The organism is Paenibacillus sp. FSL W7-1088 (genome assembly GCF_037969855.1).
Taxonomy (GTDB): domain Bacteria; phylum Bacillota; class Bacilli; order Paenibacillales; family Paenibacillaceae; genus Paenibacillus.
Genome location: NZ_CP150216.1, coordinates 2,354,785 through 2,371,347, shown reverse-complemented (window position 1 = coordinate 2,371,347; position 16,563 = coordinate 2,354,785). Strand labels below are relative to the sequence as shown.

The 16,563-nt window shown below is 46.2% G+C and carries 13 protein-coding genes, 1 tRNA gene and 1 riboswitch; of the genes, 2 read left to right on the top strand and 12 right to left on the bottom strand.

Going from position 1 to position 16,563, the window contains the following annotated elements; all coding sequences use genetic code 11:
• Positions 1 to 7: 7 nt before the first annotated feature.
• The 4 genes from MKY42_RS10985 to pelA form a co-directional block, all read right to left on the bottom strand.
• A complete protein-coding gene (locus MKY42_RS10985) occupies positions 8 to 2,218 on the bottom strand; it encodes a helix-turn-helix domain-containing protein (protein ID WP_339850941.1) in 2,211 nt (736 codons plus the stop codon).
• Between the two features lie 376 nt (positions 2,219 to 2,594).
• Positions 2,595 to 6,485, bottom strand: a complete 3,891-nt coding sequence (locus tag MKY42_RS10980; protein WP_339850938.1) for a X2-like carbohydrate binding domain-containing protein — start codon at positions 6,483 to 6,485, stop codon at positions 2,595 to 2,597.
• Between the two features lie 377 nt (positions 6,486 to 6,862).
• A tRNA-Leu gene (locus MKY42_RS10975) sits at positions 6,863 to 6,946 on the bottom strand.
• 114 nt (positions 6,947 to 7,060) lie between these two features.
• A complete protein-coding gene (pelA, locus tag MKY42_RS10970) occupies positions 7,061 to 8,020 on the bottom strand; it encodes a pectate lyase (protein ID WP_090895657.1) in 960 nt (319 codons plus the stop codon).
• A 410-nt stretch (positions 8,021 to 8,430) separates the two neighbouring features.
• Positions 8,431 to 8,562: riboswitch (cyclic di-AMP (ydaO/yuaA leader) on the top strand.
• Positions 8,563 to 8,567: 5 nt separating this feature from the next.
• On the opposite strand from pelA, the gene MKY42_RS10965 reads away from it, so the two are divergent.
• Positions 8,568 to 9,032: a C40 family peptidase gene (locus MKY42_RS10965; RefSeq protein WP_090895654.1), complete on the top strand. Its 465-nt coding sequence runs from the start codon at positions 8,568 to 8,570 to the stop codon at positions 9,030 to 9,032.
• 105 nt (positions 9,033 to 9,137) lie between these two features.
• Here the strand turns inward: MKY42_RS10965 and MKY42_RS10960 are convergent, their stop codons facing one another.
• From MKY42_RS10960 to MKY42_RS10945, 4 genes are all read right to left on the bottom strand, one after another.
• Positions 9,138 to 9,467 carry a carboxymuconolactone decarboxylase family protein gene (locus MKY42_RS10960; RefSeq protein WP_339850933.1) on the bottom strand — a complete coding sequence of 110 codons (330 nt, stop codon included), beginning with the start codon at positions 9,465 to 9,467 and terminating at the stop codon, positions 9,138 to 9,140.
• A 118-nt stretch (positions 9,468 to 9,585) separates the two neighbouring features.
• Positions 9,586 to 9,804 carry a hypothetical protein gene (locus MKY42_RS10955; RefSeq protein WP_339852848.1) on the bottom strand — a complete coding sequence of 73 codons (219 nt, stop codon included), beginning with the start codon at positions 9,802 to 9,804 and terminating at the stop codon, positions 9,586 to 9,588.
• A gap of 123 nt (positions 9,805 to 9,927) precedes the next feature.
• Complete coding sequence (locus MKY42_RS10950; protein ID WP_024629266.1) at positions 9,928 to 10,257, bottom strand: hypothetical protein; 330 nt, start codon at positions 10,255 to 10,257, stop codon at positions 9,928 to 9,930.
• 98 nt (positions 10,258 to 10,355) lie between these two features.
• On the bottom strand, positions 10,356 to 10,937 hold the full coding sequence (locus MKY42_RS10945; protein ID WP_063564778.1) for a xanthine phosphoribosyltransferase: 582 nt from the start codon (positions 10,935 to 10,937) through the stop codon (positions 10,356 to 10,358).
• A 205-nt stretch (positions 10,938 to 11,142) separates the two neighbouring features.
• Between MKY42_RS10945 and MKY42_RS10940 the strand changes: the two genes are divergently transcribed.
• Complete coding sequence (locus MKY42_RS10940; protein ID WP_090895652.1) at positions 11,143 to 12,201, top strand: hypothetical protein; 1,059 nt, start codon at positions 11,143 to 11,145, stop codon at positions 12,199 to 12,201.
• Positions 12,202 to 12,291: 90 nt separating this feature from the next.
• Here MKY42_RS10940 and MKY42_RS10935 read toward each other — a convergent pair whose 3' ends face one another.
• The 4 genes from MKY42_RS10935 to MKY42_RS10920 all read right to left on the bottom strand — a co-directional run bounded on the left by MKY42_RS10935 (position 12,292) and on the right by MKY42_RS10920 (position 16,482).
• Entirely contained in the window at positions 12,292 to 13,422 is a 1,131-nt protein-coding gene (locus MKY42_RS10935; RefSeq protein ID WP_090895650.1) for a glycosyltransferase family 4 protein, read from the bottom strand.
• A 443-nt stretch (positions 13,423 to 13,865) separates the two neighbouring features.
• Entirely contained in the window at positions 13,866 to 14,420 is a 555-nt protein-coding gene (locus tag MKY42_RS10930; protein WP_339850925.1) for a GNAT family N-acetyltransferase, read from the bottom strand.
• A 100-nt stretch (positions 14,421 to 14,520) separates the two neighbouring features.
• Entirely contained in the window at positions 14,521 to 15,576 is a 1,056-nt protein-coding gene (locus MKY42_RS10925) for a hypothetical protein (protein WP_090895644.1), read from the bottom strand.
• A gap of 99 nt (positions 15,577 to 15,675) precedes the next feature.
• Positions 15,676 to 16,482, bottom strand: a complete 807-nt coding sequence (locus MKY42_RS10920; RefSeq protein WP_179265234.1) for a Cof-type HAD-IIB family hydrolase — start codon at positions 16,480 to 16,482, stop codon at positions 15,676 to 15,678.
• Positions 16,483 to 16,563: the final 81 nt, after the last annotated feature.

The window sequence follows — 16,563 nt, the reverse complement described above, 5'->3', positions numbered from 1 at the left end:
CATTCATTTAATCGTCAACCGATTGTCTATACGCACTGGGCGAAACGCCATTTAATCGTTTGAAGGCCCTCCTGAAGGAGTGAGAACTATTGTAACCTACCCGTGACGCAATTTCGTCCACCGTATAATTGCTCTCTTTTAACAAAATCACAGCCTGATCCATTCGGACTTTGATCAGGTGGTCGGAGAAATTAACACCCGTAATCTCTTTGAATAATTGAGAAATGTATTTCTCGGGCCGCTCCACATGCTCTGCCACTCGATACAGCGTCAGCTCTGTATCGGAATACATTTTCGCAGTATATTCCTTAATCTGTTTGATGATTTGAATATGGGCATCTTTCTTCTTTTTGGCAATAACGGAGCACAGCTCTTCCATAATTTCATAAAACTCGGCCTTTATCGTTTCGAGCGGCTCCGAGGAACCAATATCAATGACCCGCTGTTTCACATTCTCGATGGAGGCATATTCCGTAAACGCCTTTTGATCCAGCAACTTGAGAAAAGTCCCCTTCATTTCTCCGACAAGTTGATGCTTCATTTCCATGGACAACTCCCGCTGCTCCCTGTTCTGCACAACGATCGCATCGACAATCCGTTTGGCCTCTTCAAGTTCTCCTGCACGGATCGTGCCAATCAGCCGCTGCTCCGAATCCAGCGGGTAATAATACGTTGTATTTTCGGTTTGGGCTTCGTTGTTCCACATCATGCCTTTTTTGTTCATGTAGACTGCATATTCCAGCGCCTGATTGGCCTGATCAAAGGATAGGCTGACCTCTGTCAGCGATGTGAAGAGATTTCCGAATCCTGACTGGATGGTGATTCTGTATTCATTGAACACATACTGGGCCAGATTCTCCATGATATGCGTGATATCTTCCTTTTCACGATCCATTTCGGAGTTGGTTTCCTTCGAAAAGAACAGGACAACCACTTTGTCCGAGCCCATATCGGTCATCAGGACATCTACGCCCAGTTCAGTCAAAGCCTGCTTCAACAGTAGTCGGGAGGCATTCAGTTCATTCAGGATCTCAACGCTGTCCATACTGGCATAACCCTTAATCTGGACAATTCCTGCATATCCCGTGCCTTGATACAAATTAATATCTGCCTGTTCAGCGGCGGAAAGAATCTCATCCCGTGATTTGAATTCGCCGGAGATCAATCGCTTCAGGAAAGCATCCCTGACCAATGGAAGCTGGCGATTCAATTCGGATTCGAGCAGCTTGTTCTTGGTAAGCATATCAGCGATATTTCCACTCAAAAAGTCAAATTCATTTTTGGGAGAAGATTCATCCTTCCCAAACTGCTCTTTCATTACACTTAACAGCCGATTGATTGGAACGCTGTTGCGATAAGCCAGCACAAGTCCAACAATCAGTCCGATGAGCAGTGTGCCGCCCGTAATCAGCATCGTCATCCCCTTGATCCTGTTTGCATTCTCCATCAGGATATGACGGGGAATACCCGCTTGGTATACCCAGCCGTTCTTTTCGGATCTTGTAGTGATTACGAGATCATCCCCATAGAACTGGCTGACTCTACTTGGGTCAAAATGAGCGTCCGAGGCCATTTTCACCATCTCGGGCTCGGAGCTCCCTTGCAGCGCAATGGTATTTCCCTCCGCATCGCTGATATGAACCCAGCCACCGTATCGGTCATTCAGGCTGGACAACAGACCGAGAATCATTTTCTCATCAATGATTACAACGGCGACAGCCGGTGAAGAATCATTGAAGCTGTCCAGAGGCAATGACTGCATATATGTGATTACGGAAGTCTGCTTCCCCCTACTAACATAGGAACTGAGCGGTTTAATCTCACTCCGGTGGGTCTTCCGCAACACGTCCTTCATCCATTCTTCCAACGAAAGATCGTTATAACGAAAATCAGTGTAATAGTGATTCGGTCGGTAAGAAGAGCCCGGGGTCAAAATTAGATTGTAATTCGCAAGATAAATATAATAATTTTGCAGAAAATCATTGGTCTGTCCAAAGGTCAACACATTCTCCATCGTTCTCCATATCCCATATACGTTGGTTTCGTTGTCCTTTTCATTCATCAGAACGTTCAATTCCTGATTGACCGCAAGCTGTCGGGTGAAGCCTTCCACTTCCGCCATGCGGCCCTCCAATATTTCCTGGCTTTTCTGAAGTTGGGTCACACTATTCTCAATGGAAATGGACTGTGTTACGGAGATGGACGTCAGATAAGACATATAACCGCCAATGCTGGGTATCACCAAAATGATCACGTAGGAAATTAAAAATTTACGAAAAACACTGGAATATTTAATGGGTAACCCTCCTCCCCCTCTTTGAGGTATTGGTAGCGTTATCAAAGATAATAATATTTTTCGGCTTAGTCAATTGTTTTATCTCATTCTTCAATCGTATTTCATTCGGGAATGAATAAAAGGCAACGATAAAAAGACGATTATCATTGCTTTTTTTACATTTCCGAAATTCTTTGATTTTGAAATAATCCACAACTCCAAAAACCTGTTTTTCTGTACAATAAGCCTCGCTCCTTTTCCATAAATCCTTAACATTCAGAAAAAAAGGGGCCCAGATGGCCCCCAATCCTAGTTTACATCATTTCTTCTTTGGTTCTTCCCCCTCTGATCGGGCTTTTACAATCTGATCAGTGGATGCTGCTTCAATATCGCCAAAGGCCCAGTGTGTGGAAGGAACATCCTTCCACTGCGGCTGCGAAACGTTCGTGAGCGGTGCTCTGCCCAAAGCTCTGTTGATTGCTACAACGGCTTCGGCTCTTGTCAGTAAGGCATTCGGTCTAAAGGTTCCATCATTATAGCCTTTCAAAATACCTGCACTTTTCGCTTTCAAAATGGCATCCTTGGCCCAATGGCTACCGATATCCGAGAAACCATCCCCTGAAATCTCGGAAGCCGGACCAAGAAGGGACACAAGAGTGGCCATCTCCGCACGAGTCAATGACTGATTTGGCTTAAACGTGCCATCCTTGTAGCCATTCATCAGCCCCATCTTGCTTACCTTAGCAATGGCGTCGGCTCCCCAATATTCAGATTTAACGTCACTGAATGCAACAGCAGATCCCGTGGCTTCTTTCTCAGATACCAATGCGACTATGGTTGCCATCTCTGCACGGGTGAGCTTGTTATCTGGCTTGAACAAACCGCCCGGATATCCTTGAATATACGCCTTGTACGGAATATCCTGACCATCATCCGTTCCTGTTGTCCCGTCAGTAGTTCCGGATTCAGGAGTTGGCGCTGGCACAGACGTGTCTGAAGGCTGGACGACTGGAGTCGATGGCCCGCCTGGATTGGATGGACCACCTGGATTCGACGGATTCGACGGATTCGTTGGTTCACCGTTTCCGTTTCCAGTAGGGACATTAAATTTCAGTTGATCAGCCAGCATAAGCTCACCGGATTTCTTCACAACTTTGAGTGTATGCTGACCTTTTGCCAGTCCTGAGATGCTGTAAATCTCCTGCATCATTTGGCGACTCGGACTATAGGCGTTCACGGTTTGCTTCAGTTGTCCGTCGACATAAATATCTACTTCTCCCTGCTCCGGTCCAGTAGGTGTAATCAAGCTTATTCCAGTACCCTTGAAGGTGTACTCGAAGAAATCTCCATCCGCCGTCGTAGAATGTACGTCATTGAGATAATCACCGCCGAAGGAAAAACTGAGATTTAACGTTCCTACAGGCTGGGCAGCAAGATATGTTTTGCTCAGTGTAACGCGGTCGCCATTAACTGTATAATCAGTCCCTCGTGTCAGTTCATTGGAGCCGTTGGTAATGCCCTTGAAGCTTCCCGCCTGGATCAGAAGCGTGACATCAATGTCAGCCTGAGCAGAAGCTAATTTGTCAAAGCTCGCATTCACCGGATTAATCATATTCGGGAGCTCAACCTTGAGCATATCAAGCAGCATAAATCTACCCGATTTCTTGACGGCCTTCAGCGTGTGCTGCCCATCAGGCAAGCCCGATATGCTGTACAGATTCTGCTGTGCCAATCGTCCGTTGCGATACGCACTGACCGTCTCCTTGAATTGACCGTCCACGTAGATATCCATATCTCCCTGTGACTGGTCTACCTCTGTGAACAGCTGGATTCCTCTTCCTCTGAACGTATATTCAAAAGAATCACCATTCGTCTCGGTATACTGCACATCATCTTTATAGTCGCCCATACCTCGCCCCGTGCTGCGGGACCATGAGCCATTGTATTTTATGGCCGGATCGTCGTTATTGATCAGGACATAACGAAGGCCCGTTGTATCTCTGATTTGAACAGCAAGAGTTTGCGGATCACCAGCGCTGAAATTGACAACAAAGTCGGTTGTTCCTACAGGCAGTTGGGTGAGATATTCTTTCTTGATGTTCAGTTTGTCATCGACCACCGTGTAGTCGTCTTCACTGAGCATTACTCCGTCATTTTCAATGCCAGTTAGTGTATTTCCGTTCAATGTGAGCGTGACAGTAATGTCCTTCTGTTGTTCTGTTGCCTTGTCAAAGTCAGCAGAAGCCGGACTAATGGTGCTGTTATGATCTCCTGTAGGAATTTCCCTTGTTACTCTAAGCGCATCCAGCAGCATATACTGGCCCGATTGTTTGACGACTTTCAAGGTATGCGAACCGTTAGTCAAACCAGCAGCGCTATACAGTACCTGTTGCACTTCTCGTTCATCACTGGTATAAGCGCTAACCGTTTCAGGCGTTCCATCGTCGAGTGTGACTATCATGTCTCCCTGTTCTTGATCCTTCTCCGTAAGCAGGTCAATGCCTGTGCCCGTGAAGGTATATTCAAAATAATCGCCGTCATTCTCAGTAAAATGTACATCTTCCTTGTAATCCCCGAAATTTCTCCCGGAACTTGAACTCCATGAACCCGTGTATTGAATATTGCTGTCATCATCATTAATGTACACCACATCGGTAACAGCAGCCGCATCAACGGAAGCAGGATTTGCTACATTTTCTGCGTTCGCGATTAGGTCATCACCGGCTTCCAAGTCAGCTACTTGCTGCGTATTCATATTGGCTGGACCAGTGGTCGTTGAGGAATCCGTAATGGCGATGCTCAGATCCTGTCTGCCATCGATTTGCTCCTTGCCTCCATTACGCTTCCAATCCCCACTATAGCGCATGCCCGTATCATCATCATTAACGGCTGATGTGCCGCTCAGTGCGGTTACCTTAAGCATCCGGGAAGCATGGGGTTCCAGTACGCCGCCACTGAATTCATGATTAAAATTCCCCAGTTCGGAATGGCTCCAGAGATCACGGACCGAAGCCGGACCTTCGAGGCCAATATCACTCCATTTCACTTTGACCTCGGCACTCCGATTGCCCAGATTGAACAGAGCTACGTTGTACGTACCATCTCCGTTATTCGCATACCATACCTGCTGTTTGGTGTCCATGGAAACGGGATGAGCTGGACGTCCGGCCTGATTGACCGCAATGACCTCATCATTCGTCAGAAGCTCCAGCCCATAGCTGTCAAGCCTGGTCAGATCATTACCTGTATAAAGCGGTGCTGAAGAGATTGCCCAGAACGTCGTCGCGGTCTTCCGCTCGTCTCTGGTCAGACCATCCATCGAGCCATTCCCGACATTCAGGGAGTCAAAATCGTTCCAGCCTCCAGGACCTGCATCACGCCACCAGATGGCTGCTATGGGGAATAAGCGTGAAATACTCGACCATTCTGTTAACCCCTTACTACTGTCGTAGGCTTCAACATCCCAATCGATCCTCCAGCCGTTCGCATACTTTTTCCAGAAGTCCACGTAATTATGGTCAAGCGCCCAGGAAAGCTCAAACCAGATATTATTTCTGTCCAGGGCTTTGGACCATGCCTCTACATCACCGCGTGCATCCCGGCTCAGGTTATTAATCCCTGATCCTGGCGTCACACTGTCGAATTTGACAAAGTTGATGCCCCACTCGCCAAGAAGATCCGCGATGGAGTCAATGTACTTCTGTGAGCAAGGGTTCGAAAAATCAATTTTGTACGTGTACGAATCCCAAGCATCCATAACAACGAGCGGTTTTACCGCAATATCCTGCATACGACATGCCCCACCCGTTCCATACACCTCAAGATTTTTTTCATAAGCGGTGATTGATAATCCCGGAATGAGATAGATCCCGATCTTCTGTCCGTTATTATGGACATAATCGATGACCTCCTGAAATCCATTTGGATAAAGAACAGTACTCGGAATAGGACGGCCGTATTCATCTTCATCACCGTTCCAGCCTGCATCAATATTAATGTATTCATATCCATGGGCTTGCAGCTTCTCGCGCATGGCATCCGACTGCTTCTTAATACTCTCGGCCGACGTCCAGTTACCCGCCCCGTCATATACCTGCATGCTGTAACTGCTCCAACCCATATACGGCTTCTGGGCCAGACTCTTATCTGCTGCTTGTGCCACATTGCCGCCTGTCGTTCCCATAATCCCGAACTGCACCACCGCAATCATGAATACCATGAAACACATTGCCATCCTTTTTCCGATTCGTTTCAAATTATCCCTACCCCCTCTGAATTTGGTCATTCAAATCCCTTTTGATAGCGCTTCCATACGAGAAGAGAATAGTAGATGAAGGATGCTCAGGATAGGTACATTTCGGTATTTTACGTACATTAAACCTGAAATACAGGGGCAAACCGTCACATAACGAACACTTTTCCATTTTTGGATAAATAAACAAAGATCAACTTCTTCTTTGCTCAAGTTGAAGGAATAGTTGAAAAAACATTCAGGATGAGCAACCGCTCTGATCCGTAAACAGATAAAAAAGGTTCCTAGAGTGGCAGCAATGCCATTCTAGGAACCTTTCTTCGTGTTGCACATGATGCGGTCGAGAGGACTCGAACCTCCACGGGGGTTAGCCCACACGGACCTGAACCGTGCGCGTCTGCCAATTCCGCCACGACCGCGTATATCTTATCTCCGAGAAATTATATCGCGGCGACAATAAATACTATATCATGTGCAGGTAATTAGTGTCAACAAAAAATTATCCTCTTCTCATGTGTAAAGCATTTTATAAATTAGATCTTGGAGGGCCAGTTGCCGTACCAGGCATACCCACCTCTTCTTTCCTTATCGATATCGCTGAGTTTGTATTTCACAACCCCATCACGTCCTACGAAGATTGGTTTATCCGTTCCAATTTCATAGAAACGTGCCCAAATTGGCGCTGCACCTGAATCTGCAATGAGTTGGCTGTCTCCGTTTTCTCTGACATACTTGTAACCAGTAATTTTAACTTTGTTGAACCAGGCTTCTGCCGCTTTGATGGAGGCAGTAATTTTGGAGTTAGCCGGTCTAGTTTTTAAAAACTTCACAATTGTACTGCTCTCTCCAGCACTCAGAGAAGGCACTTCATAAATCCTAGCGCCTGCAGGTTTAAGGGTACTGGAATCATGCTGCTGCCCCCATGCAGTCAGTTTACCGTTCGCTACAACCTGTGTATTGAGAATAGCCTCTACACCTTTGGCAACTGATTTTTTACTACGATCTGCAAGAGAGCTGTCGATGAATGAGAAATCTCCTTTACGTGCACCTACTTCATCCAGCATGTACATGACATTAATCATGGCATCGTCGTTGAAGGTGATGTGCTTGTGATAACCGGAGCTTTGGTATACCTGTGGCCAACCCCCATTGGAGTACTGCATATTCAGCAAAAAGTTGATTCCTTTGATGGCAGCAGCCGAATAACGCGGATCATTCGTCTTTTTGAATTCCTTGGCTAACCTTCTAATTTCTGAGTATGTAGCTTTGTTATCAATCGTAGATTTGGCCCACTCACCACTTGTTTCTTTGTAATCCTTCTTCCATCCCCCGTCTGGATGTTGATTCTTCAAAATGTCCGAGATACTTGCTGTCGTTCCAGAGGCGTCTGCAGCAGAGACCTTAGCAGCAGGCTGAAATACCATTCCGACAACGGAGAAAACCATTGTACATGCCATAACCAAAGATGCAAACCTTGTTTTTGCCTTCAACATAGATTAGAAACACTCCTCAATTCATTTTCTGCAAACTGTTCCCCTGCTAATCTATCCCCCTTATATTTGTTTTATAATCAAACTATTTCTTTTAATCCAATAAATGGAATGCACAAAAAGAATTCTATGCAAAAAGATGAATTTTGTCAATATTTGCAACAACATGTAACAAATTCTTTGGACAACCTATAATTATCGTCTAATTGGATGTGAGAAAGCCAATAAATTGTCCAATTTCTCTCCTTCTGAAACAGTAGTTACTTTTTTGTCATTTATTAGAACCCATCATTCGAGTTATTTCTACATAAAAAGCGATAATTCCGTTAACATTGAGATGATAAGAAGGGTTCAAGATCGGTTTGACATTTTCGCATTTATGCAATATAGTTTCAAAAGGTTACAAAAACTTAATTATTCATTTGCCGAGTTTCATGTTTGAAAACGGGGGAACCATTTTGGGTGAATTATTCTTATACATAGGAAATATAGGGAACCTTCTACCGAACCCTTAGCTAACTCCGTAGGCATCGAAGGGAGAACAACAATTTTGAAAAAGCTTATCATTTCTATTTTTGGAGCAGCAGTTCTATTTACATCCGGTGCAGCAAGCACAGAGGCAAGCAGTATTAACACCGTCGTTAACAACATGACAGGCATTCCTTACAAATGGGGCGGCACGACACTCGCCGGGTTTGATTGCTCTGGATTTATGAGATATATTTTCAACAAATATAGCATTGAATTACCACGTACTTCCCAGCAGCAAGCGAAGGCCGGAACACCGGTATCCAAAGCTAATCTGCGTACAGGTGACCTGGTATTCTTTAATACGATGGGCAATGGCATTTCTCATACAGGAGTATATATCGGGGGCGGACAGTTCGCTCATGCTTCCAGCAGTAAGGGTGTCAGCATCACCCAATTATCCAATCCATATTTCAATGATCGTTATGTAACAGCACGCCGGGTAACAGGTCAGTTTATGTATAACAAAATGCTGGGCAAAATATAAGTTTGATTGGAAATAGCGCAAAGAGGAGGCTCCGGGTGAATCCGGGACCTCCTCTTTGTTTTGGGGCTTTTGTTTACAAATCCGCTGTGCTGTAGACTTCTATACTTAATGTAGAGCCTTCTGTACTCTCATTGCACCTTGAGACAACGCATGGCCTCCGCCTACGGCTCCAGCCACAGCAACCGTCTCCATAATCTCCTGATCGGTCGCTCCTTTGGCACGCGCCTCTTCCACATGGTAAAACGTACATACCTCATTGTTTGCAAACAAACCAATGCCCAGTGCAATCAGCTGTTTGGTCTTGGCATCAATTTCCCCAGCCTGAAAACATTCTCCAGTGAACTCATGATAAGACTTCACCACAGCTGGCAGCACGTCGCTTAATTCACCAATCTGATCTTTATAGGCATGAACCTTATCATTCATCAATGTCATGGTTACCGCACATCCTCTCGGCTGATATGTTACAAGCTCTCACTGTACCTATCTTTTCACCCGAGAGGTGCAATTATGCCAAAACACCCATGGTAAATGAACCTAAAAAACGCATGTCCTATTCTTCGAGCGGACTCTTACGTGGCTCGCTGAACAACTGATACTGATAATTCCGGTCCAGCTTGACCACACGACGATTCTGACGGCGAATGAGCACCTGCTCCCCGTCCCAGGCAACCACAATGCCTGTCACATCATTGGACTGAATTTCGTCCCGTACTACCCTTACTTTTTCACCCGATAAACGCAGTGCATCCAATTCTTCATCACTGATCATATTCATGGCGCCTACTTTCCCAAAAAAATTATTTACAAAAAGAGACCTAAATGAAAAGTCATTTAGGTCTCACGTGACTGTATTGGACTGTCATGTCATTCGAAAGTATGTCCCGACTGAAAGTTACCGCTGCGCGTGCTCTTTGCTGTCGTTCTTCTCAAACCAAAAATCAAGCACTTTGGCGGACATCACACGTTCTTCAAGGTACTCCACTTGATGCGGTGTAAATTGTTCTTTCCAAGAGAAGGACAACTCTTCGCACAAGCCTACAATCGTCAGCAATTCTGACCAGGCAACGTAGCGTTTGTACCAGAAAAATTGAGGATGTTCAATCATATAGGGATAAAGGTCATCGAATTCCGTATGTTTACAATCCAGGGCACGCTCAAAATGTACTTTCGATTCCGCCAGCTTATCAATAAAAAATTGTTCTGTTGCCGGTTGGTTACCCATGGTGTTGCCTCCTCTCCCTAACATAACCCCATTATAAATGAAATCAGCGGTCATGCAAAGGCATTGTTATAAAAATAGGCACTTTTTCCTTTAAAAAGTCACAATTCGTTATCGTCAAATTGCACGGTGCCATCGTTCAAAGAACGAATACGCACCAACGCTTCAACCGGAATGCCCTGCTCACGAATGGTGCGCGCTCCGGCCTGAAAACATTTTTCGACCACGACACCGAATCCAACCAGTTCCGCACCCGAACGTTCGATAATTTTGATGACACCACGAGCGGCATCGCCATTGGCAATGATATCGTCAATAAACAAAATACGGTCATTCTCATGAATATATTCACGGGACACCATAATATCCGTTACAATCCCTTTGGTAAAAGAAGGTACTCTTTCACAGTAGGCATCGGGGTCAGCCAAAAGTGTTTTTTTGCGACGGGCAAATACCAGCGGAACACCCAGTTCATGTGCAGCAGCAAAGGCGACCGGAATCCCGGAAGACTCCACTGTAATGACCCGAGTTACACCACTTTCACGAAAACGAGCGGCAAATTCCCTTCCCATTTCCATCGTCAATGCAGGATCAATCTGGTGATTCAGCAGACCATCCAGCTTCAGCACCTGATCTGACATGACTACGCCTTCTTGTAAAATTCGTTGTTTCAATACTTCCATAATTTGACCTCCCAAGCCGTTCCTATGACGTAAAAGTATCATAGATCCCGCTATCAGTTCAAGCGAAATTGCCTTTGCTCTTGTTCAGAGCATGTTAAATGACCCTTTGCCATACTTCAATTGTCATGAGTTTGACGGGTCAAGCATACCTTGTACCATGGCACCCGCATGTCCAAACTATTCAGGGGCCTGAGAGGGGAAACGCATGAAACAGGCATTTCGGGTGCTGCAGATCGCATTTACATACATTGGAACGGTAGTTGGAGCCGGCTTTGCAACAGGGCAGGAGATATTGCAGTTTTTTACCCAGTATGGCAAATGGGCCACCATTACCATCGGCTTATCGACCATGCTCTTTGTCTGGTTAGGTACAAAAATGATGCTGATTGCCCATGATACCGGCTCGCGCTCATACGAAGATCTCAACAAACATCTATTCGGCCATAAAGCAGGAAACTGGATTACCTGGGTTACCCTTCTGATCCTCATTGGAGTAAACAGTGTCATGCTGGCAGGAGCAGGGTCGGTCTTTGTAGAGCATCTGGGACTTCATTATCAGACCGGACTGATTGTCACCCTTATCGGTACTTATCTGCTGCTTGGACGGGGCATTCAGGCCATTCTGCAAATGAACAGTATCGTAGTGCCCATGATGCTTCTGCTATCTCTGCTTATGATCATCAGCACCATAAATCATCCCGGCGCAAACCGATTTATTACATTAACCACCGACAGCAATCCAATACGGGTCTGGTTATCTCCTCTGTTGTATGCTTCATTCAACCTGGCTCTTGCCCAAGCTGTACTCGTTCCGGTGGGGAATCAGATTCGCAGCCGAAAGGTACTGAAATGGGGCGGCGTTCTGGGCGGAATTGGTGTAGGATTCATGCTTATGGCAGCCCACTTCGCCATGTCGGCCCAGATGCCTGGCATCACACAATTTGAAATTCCGATGGGCAGCATTGCCTTTCAACTTGGATGGGTAGTCCAGTCTATCTATGTATCTCTGATTTTCATGGAAATCTTCAGTACGTTTGTAGCCGATATTTATGGAATGACCCTCCAACTCAGACAGCATGTCCACGTACATCCCAAACTAATCATACTGGCCATCATGCTGCTATGTTATTCGCTCAGCCAGTTTGGATTCAGTTCCCTGCTCTCTATTCTTTACCCCATTTTCGGCAGTTTGGCACTGGTCTGGGGTGCAAAATTAGTAATGGATCGATGGGGAAGCTTTCGCGGACGCAAAAAACATCTATAACAACGTATCCTTTTGTTGCGAAACATCATTTCCCTAAACATAAAAAAGCCGCTGTTCTCACAGCGGCTTCCTTCTTTCCCTTTTCAGAAACTAGACCTGGCTCGGAAATTGTAAATACATTTTTTTCAGTTCATTGACTGATCTGCCCAAAGAGTAATGGGTTTTGGCCTTCTCACATGCCGAACGGGCAAGCTCATAACGATACGCCGGGTCAACCATCACCTTCTCCAGCGCTTCTGCCAATGCAGATGGATCTTCTGAAGGCACCAGCAAGCCATTACTGCCGTTTTCGATCTGCTCTGGTATGCCGCCAACATCTGTACCTACAAGGGCAAGACAGCTAAGCGCTGCCTCCGCAAAAACAGACCCGAACGCCTCCGCCCGCGAAGGAAGCACAAAGATATCAAAAAATGGCATGAATTCCTCGGGGTGCAGCGTGTAACCATAAAAAATAGTCTCATTATAAATGCCCAGCCGTTGGGCCAATTCTTCCAAGTCCGGACGGATCGGTCCGTCCCCAATAATATGAAGCACATAGTCATGTCCCCGCGCTTTCAGTTCGGCACAGGCTTTGAACAGAATATCCAGCCCTTTCGCCGGAACCAGGCGGCATACGGTGACCAGCTGTGGTATCGCATTCTCATGGGGAATGGGTTTAAACCGTTTCTCATCAAAACCGTTCGGAATTACACCGATAACATCGGGATGCTGCACATAGGGCGCCAGATAACGACGGAAAGAATCCGACACCGTTAACAACCGCTCTGCCTGGTGCTCCAGCTCACCATAGATGGCCAGCAAGAATTGATGCTCCGGTCCATCCGGCTCAATGCGTCCATTCAGAATCAGCTCTCGCTCATAACTGGAGTGGATCGTTTGAATGAGAGGAACATCCGGGAAAACCTTCTTCATTGCAAGCCCCGCAATAGGGTGATGGGCATGGATCAGATCGTAAGGCTTCTGAATACGCAGCTTGGTCCACCACAAGTAATCCCGGTAGGTTTGCATATATTTTTGCACGACAGGACTATCCTGATACTGCGTCCAATCGAACGTCTCAAACTGGATATCTTCTCTGCCCTTGTTGCGAATTCGCTTAGGCAGTGAGAACAGATCCATCTCCCACCTCGGGGTTGTAAACCTCTCTTGCATATACGGAATCATAGAGGATACACCTCCGGGCTGCTCCGGAGGAAAGAAAAGCGCCTGCAGCAATCTCACCGTTAGTTTCCCCCTTTCTAGCATAAGTCTTTTCATTACATCTTCAATCATGATATATCAGAACATATGTTCAGTAAAGGTACAAAATGAGATTCCTTATCACTAGGTCATTTACAGCTGAATAATAGAATTCATTTCAATATCCATTGTACCATGTTGGTTCTGACGCTGACGACATGACGAATATTGTTAGGTACTGTGTCAACTTCACCGGAAGTAACCGCTCTCTGGCTGCCTTTATTTACTATACGTTCATCTTTTTCATCTTGTTTGAGCGTAAGCCCTCACTCCGGAGACGTATATACAACATATTCAGGAGATGCTCGGCTAAGAAGCGGATGTATGGTTTGAAAGTTCAACCTCTTTGTCCACACGCAAATGAAAGCCGGTGAGCAATGGTAGCTCCCGGCTTTTTGAATGCACTAGATATGTTGGATACAGTGTTATACAGACCGGTGTGTGACCGCCTTCTCATACGTACTGAAGCCATCTGTCTCTCCCACAAAAGTATAGCCGTTACGCGTATAGAATGCGTTCAATGTTGCGTTGTCCGCTCCACAATCCAATCGGACGATATGTTTATCCTCAAACTGGATCCCACTGCTGGACCATTGCAGAATCGCCCGTCCCAGTCCACTCTGGGCATACTTTCTGCGAATGGCTAATCGGTGCAGATAAAGTGCACCATCCCCGGCATGCGCTTTGCTTCCCCACAAATGCACATCCCATGCACTTGGATGACTCATCAAAATAACCATGCCAGCAACGTCAGAGCCCTTCTTAAATACAAATACGTCCCCACGCTGAATCGCCTCCGCCGTATGATGAGAATCCTCACCTTTTAACAAAGCATTCCATTGAGAAGATCCCTGGCTCCGCAGCCATTCGGCTGTTTCCATAAGCAGAGACATCACCTTCTCCGTGTCTTCCGGCTGAGCCTGCAATGCCTTAAATTCGTCATTAATGTAGTCTGATGTGATACTGAATGAGTGCTTCATGATTCTCCTCCACTTCCAGGTCTCTCTTAAACTAATGGTACTATACCGGGAAATGGCTTGTTCGTCAAAAAGAAAACAAAAAGGCAAGAGGCTGTGCCTCTTACCCTTCGATCTTCGCTTCATCAATCATTTGATTTCGATATAACATCGTGAGATGTAATGTATCAAATTCAAGCTCTTTGTCCAGCTCCCGCATCAGAACTTCAACCAGACTCTTTCGCTGAGCACTTGTGCCCGGAACCTGATAATCCATATATCCTGACAAATCCGCTTGTGAGGTATCGATCGTTGCTGTACCTACAGGTAGCCCTCCGCGTTCTTGAAGAAACAAGTCATATACTCGAAACTCCCGATCTTTGCGCACCAGCATGACGTAGCAGGCTTCTTCAGCAGCTTCAATCTCTTCAAGATCTTCTTCGGACTCTAACTCAACCTCATCCGCAAAATCCCGGTGCACCCATTCCGCCGATTCCAGCTCCTGCCCTTGATGCCACATGCGGATCGTAATCGTATCGATAACTTCTTCATCCAGCTCTCGTACCAGCAGCTCGGCAGCCGCATCCTGATAACTCTCCGCCGGTTCATCATACCAATGGATCTCGCCCTGTACATCTGCACCATATTGTCTCAGAGAGGCTTCGGCCAGCTCCTGTCCATTGGGGTCATTAAATATATAGGTTGATATGCTGCGTCCGGCGCTTACCAGCTCCATCTCCAGCAAATGTTCCGGGTCTTCATATGTAAATGATTCGGCTTGTGAGCCGGATATGACGCGTACATCATTTACACCAGCCCGATCACTTTTCCCATCGTGACTATACTTATCTTCAGACCGTGAAGACTGAATGAACTCATCCATTGGAGACTCTGTTTTCTGTAACACAGAATACAATGTACCGCAGCTTACAAGCACTTCATATTCAGCAGCACTTACCGCATCCGCGAGAGAACGAATATATTCGTGCACCTGCTCCACAATATCATGTTCTGTCTCGTCAATTAGCGAATCCTGCTCGATCTGAAGGCTGCCGGATACCCGGTCTCCTTCTCTGAACACCAGCAGCAGCGAACCCACGTATTGACCGTCCACCATAATATCCTGCACTTCCCCACCTGATGTACGAAGATCAGGAATCAGCTCTACTTTTAGTTCCATGTACCTGTCCCCCTCAATTCCTAACGTTGTTCTATTAGGTTGCCCTTGAGAGCGACAGTTTATAAGATACAGCGTCTAATCAGATTTTAATCGTGTACGTTAGACGGACAACAACACATGTTTTTGAATAGCGTGGGCCACACCCTGATCGTTGTTCGAAAGTGTAACCTCATCCGCAGCAGCTTTGACTTCCTCCGGGGAATTGTCCATCGCAACCCCTTTGCCCGCAAAGGTCAACATGGTAATGTCATTGTAGTAGTTACCTACCGCCATGATCTCGGAAGGCAGGATTCCTTTGGCGTCGGCCAGTCTTTTTAGAGCTGCACCTTTGGAGGCTTCGGGATGCATCAGATCAATGAAAAAATCACCGCTGCGCGTCATATAATAAGGAAGATTCCAGGTCGACCACTCCTGCTGCACCGCATTCATCTGCTCAATGGGTCCAAACGCAGTGAATTTTGCAAGCGGCTCTGTCATATCTGCCCATTGCGGCAGCTTTAATGGCTCTGCCATGAAGTTTTGATACATTTCACGTACCTGCAGCTCCAAACCTTCCGGCTGATCTACATAGAGTCCAAACGCTGTGTTGATATCAAAATGCACACCTTGCGTACGGCAGTAAGTTATGAACGGCTCCAGTCCATGTCCATCCATAGCAAAATGGTGCACGACTTCACGAGTCTGGACCTGAGCAGTAACTGCACCATTATGTGTAATGACATACCCGTCAAGGCCCATCTGCTCCATAAACGGGATCGTGTTCGCAGGACCTCTGCCTGAACACAGGACAATCTCAGCGCCCTGACGGGAAGCACGAATTAAAGTCTCTTGCGTTAATTCGGTAAGTTCATGATGATCATTAAGCAGCGTTCCATCGACATCCAGTGCGATTAATTTAATTGTCATTGTCTTCATTCCTTATCTGTAAAAGAGTCGCACCCACCCAAACCCTCCCTTCCGAGGGAGGGCCCCAGAGGGCCCTGCCCT

What these genes read in the sequence shown, in the direction of transcription:
- MKY42_RS10985 (WP_339850941.1), bottom strand. Translation starts at nt 2,218, where the DNA reads ATGTCTTATCTGACGTCCATCTCCGTAACACAGTCCATTTCCATTGAG.
- MKY42_RS10980 (WP_339850938.1), bottom strand. Translation starts at nt 6,485, where the DNA reads ATGATTGCGGTGGTGCAGTTCGGGATTATGGGAACGACAGGCGGCAAT.
- pelA (WP_090895657.1), bottom strand. Translation starts at nt 8,020, where the DNA reads ATGTTGAAGGCAAAAACAAGGTTTGCATCTTTGGTTATGGCATGTACA.
- MKY42_RS10960 (WP_339850933.1), bottom strand. Translation starts at nt 9,467, where the DNA reads ATGACATTGATGAATGATAAGGTTCATGCCTATAAAGATCAGATTGGT.
- MKY42_RS10955 (WP_339852848.1), bottom strand. Translation starts at nt 9,804, where the DNA reads ATGATCAGTGATGAAGAATTGGATGCACTGCGTTTATCGGGTGAAAAA.
- MKY42_RS10950 (WP_024629266.1), bottom strand. Translation starts at nt 10,257, where the DNA reads ATGGGTAACCAACCGGCAACAGAACAATTTTTTATTGATAAGCTGGCG.
- MKY42_RS10945 (WP_063564778.1), bottom strand. Translation starts at nt 10,937, where the DNA reads ATGGAAGTATTGAAACAACGAATTTTACAAGAAGGCGTAGTCATGTCA.
- MKY42_RS10940 (WP_090895652.1), top strand. Translation starts at nt 11,143, where the DNA reads ATGAAACAGGCATTTCGGGTGCTGCAGATCGCATTTACATACATTGGA.
- MKY42_RS10930 (WP_339850925.1), bottom strand. Translation starts at nt 14,420, where the DNA reads ATGAAGCACTCATTCAGTATCACATCAGACTACATTAATGACGAATTT.
- MKY42_RS10925 (WP_090895644.1), bottom strand. Translation starts at nt 15,576, where the DNA reads ATGGAACTAAAAGTAGAGCTGATTCCTGATCTTCGTACATCAGGTGGG.
- MKY42_RS10920 (WP_179265234.1), bottom strand. Translation starts at nt 16,482, where the DNA reads ATGACAATTAAATTAATCGCACTGGATGTCGATGGAACGCTGCTTAAT.